We start from the raw sequence: 2,696 nt of genomic DNA on the forward strand, positions 1-2,696 counted from the left end.
TTCGGATTAATTATAGAATTTGCCAAGCGAAAATAACAATTGCGGTTGAAGCGCGACGCCAGTAGGGTATACTAATTTAAGACAGAAACGAAATGATACTCACCATCAGGAGGCAACATGATAGCATTAAAATCAGCGCGTGAAATTCAGGGCATGCAAGCAGCCGGCGACATTCTGGCCGGTCTGTTCCATGCTCTAGCAGATTACATCAAACCCGGGATGACAACCTGGGATATCGACCATTTTTCCTACCAATACATCATTGACCATGACGCCACTCCCGGCGAACTGAACTTTGAAGGGTACAAGTATTCCACCTGTGTCAGCGTTAACGACGTGATTTGTCACGGTTGCCCTAGCAAGGACGAGCTGATCAAGGCTGGTGATCTGGTTAAGGTTGATACGGTCATCGACTATCACGGCTACCTGAGCGATGCGTGCCACGCTTTCGTTGTGGGGCAGGCTTCCGCTGAGGTTCAAAAGCTAATGGACGTGACGTTAAAGTCCCTTTACCTGGGAATCGACCAGGCCGTTGTGGGTAATCGAATCGGTGATATTGGCTTTGCAATTCAAGATTATGCTGAAAACCAACTGGGTTACGGCGTGGTTCGCGACTATATTGGTCACGGTATCGGCCCGACCATGCATGAGGATCCAGATGTTCCCCACTATGGGACGGCTGGTCACGGCACGCGGTTGAAGGCAGGAATGACCATTACGATTGAACCCATGATCAACGTGGGGAGCTTCGAATGTAGCGCACCGGCTGACGATGGCTGGACCATTTCAACCGTTGATGGCAGTCTGAGTTGCCAGTATGAGCACACCATTGTGATTGCGAATGATGGTCCGAAGATTCTGACGTCGTTCGATCATGATCTGGATGCGAAGTACTTACTCAAATAATTATGGACACGACGATAGGTCGACCCGGGATAGATATCTGGGTCGACCTATTTTTGACAGTTATTTTTTCGTAGAATCCAAAGCGATCATCATAAAGTGTGTCGTTCAGACATATTTGGGGAATCTGGGACAGGCGAGTAAACAATGGCTCCGTTGCGACCTGCAGTAACAGTGTATGTGGTGGCAGTTGGCTTAATGTTAGTCGGCAATGGGAAGACTATTTCTTTGCCGATATGCAATGGTTTAACAGAATTGATAGGGGCGCCTCCTTAGAGTTCTACCTGACTATCCATGAAAACGGGTGATATGTCAATCAGTTAGACTGGGAGTTTGAGGTGTGTGCAAGGGTGTTCCTATCTTGACAAGTCTGACAATTTCCCGTAACCTAAATCAAACATCGAACAGAAAGGGGTGGCAAACCCATGACTCTCAACAGCTTAATGGCGTGTGTCCCCGCAAACGGACAAGGACGTTTTTCCGTAAAGTAAATTCTAAGGAGAAAAATGATGAAAAACGTCCGTCAATCGGTCCCATCTTTGGGATTGATGATTACCCTCGTTGGTTTTCCACAAATCAGCGAATCTATTTTTACCCCGGTACTGCCGCAGTTGCGCCGGGCCTTCGCCGTGAGTGCCAATCAGGTGCAACTCACGATGAGTACCTACTTCGTGGCCTTTGCAGTGGGGGTGCTTCTCTGGGGGCAACTCGCTGACAAATGGGGTCGTCGTCCAGCGATGTTGGCCGGAATTGCTCTCTATTTGGTTGGTAACCTGGGCCTGTACTTCAGCCAGCAGTTCAGCGTTCTGATTAGCTGGCGGTTGGTGCAAGCACTCGGAGCCAGTGCCGGTTCGGTCGTGACCCAGACTATCATGCGTGAAAGTTTTAGCGGAATTACCGGTGCCAAGGTTTTTGCACGAACCAGTGCTGCGATGGCGCTGGCGCCGGCATTGGGGCCACTAATCGGTGGCGTCATGCAGACCTATTTTGGTTATCGCAGTGTCTTTGCGACGTTAGTTACCATGGCGGTGGCAGTTGGGCTGTATGCCCTGAGCTGTCTACCAGAAACGCAACCACAAGACAGCCGCTTGCCGCATGTTCGCCAATGGCAGGTTGTGCGCCGGCTGCTTCGTGATCCCATCGTCTGGGGCTACGGTCTCTTAATTGGTGGAATCAATGGTATTCTATTCAGCTACTATGCTGAGGCACCATTTATCTTCATGACCCACTTTGGCTATTCGGCCGTTCAGTACGGCTGGCTCGGTCTGGTCTTGGCGAGCGCCAGTTTGTTGGGCGCATTGCTCGTGAATCGCCTGCTGAACTTTTGGACACCGGAACAGTTGGCCATGCGTGGCCTCATCTTTAGTGTGGCGGCTAGTGGTGGCTTAATCTTAGCGGCCACTTGGCAACAGCCGGTGGTTATGATCGGTGGGATTTTCCTGACCTTTCTGGGGCTCAACGTGACATTGCCCAATGCCTTGAACCGAGCACTGATTGGTTACGAAGAGGTCATGGGAAGCGCCAGTGGCTGGTTCAGTTTGGGTTACTATCTGCTGGTTAGTGCGTTGACCTATGGGATGAGTTGGCTGCACAACGGCGCCATTCAGACGTTGCCGTGGTATATGGCAGTCCTCAGTATGGGGATGCTGCTGGCCTTTGTAGGGCTGGTGTTACCGCGTGTTCGTGAAAAGGTTACGGCATGAAATTTGTCCTTGCATCTTTTCAAAGATAAATGTTAGACTGAAAGCAGTCAAATAGTGCGTATAATTAATGGTTCTAAAATATCTGTTGTT

The 2,696-nt window shown here is 50.0% G+C and carries 2 protein-coding genes; both read left to right on the forward strand.

Annotation, left to right across the window (positions count from 1 at the left end; genetic code table 11):
- The first annotated feature begins 117 nt into the window (after window positions 1-117).
- On the forward strand, window positions 118-906 hold the full coding sequence (map, locus tag FD07_RS11750) for a type I methionyl aminopeptidase (protein WP_020090516.1): 789 nt from the start codon (window positions 118-120) through the stop codon (window positions 904-906).
- Between the two features lie 506 nt (window positions 907-1,412).
- Window positions 1,413-2,606, forward strand: a complete 1,194-nt coding sequence (locus tag FD07_RS11755; protein ID WP_020090515.1) for a multidrug effflux MFS transporter — start codon at window positions 1,413-1,415, stop codon at window positions 2,604-2,606.
- The last annotated feature ends 90 nt before the right edge of the window (window positions 2,607-2,696 follow it).

The sequence above is a fragment of the Levilactobacillus parabrevis ATCC 53295 genome (assembly GCF_001434055.1).
GTDB classification, from domain to species: Bacteria; Bacillota; Bacilli; order Lactobacillales; family Lactobacillaceae; genus Levilactobacillus; species Levilactobacillus parabrevis.

Bases quoted from the DNA above. Each gene is read 5' to 3' on its own strand.
- FD07_RS11755 (WP_020090515.1), top strand. From the start codon at position 1,413: ATGAAAAACGTCCGTCAATCGGTCCCATCTTTGGGATTGATGATTACC.
- map (WP_020090516.1), top strand. From the start codon at position 118: ATGATAGCATTAAAATCAGCGCGTGAAATTCAGGGCATGCAAGCAGCC.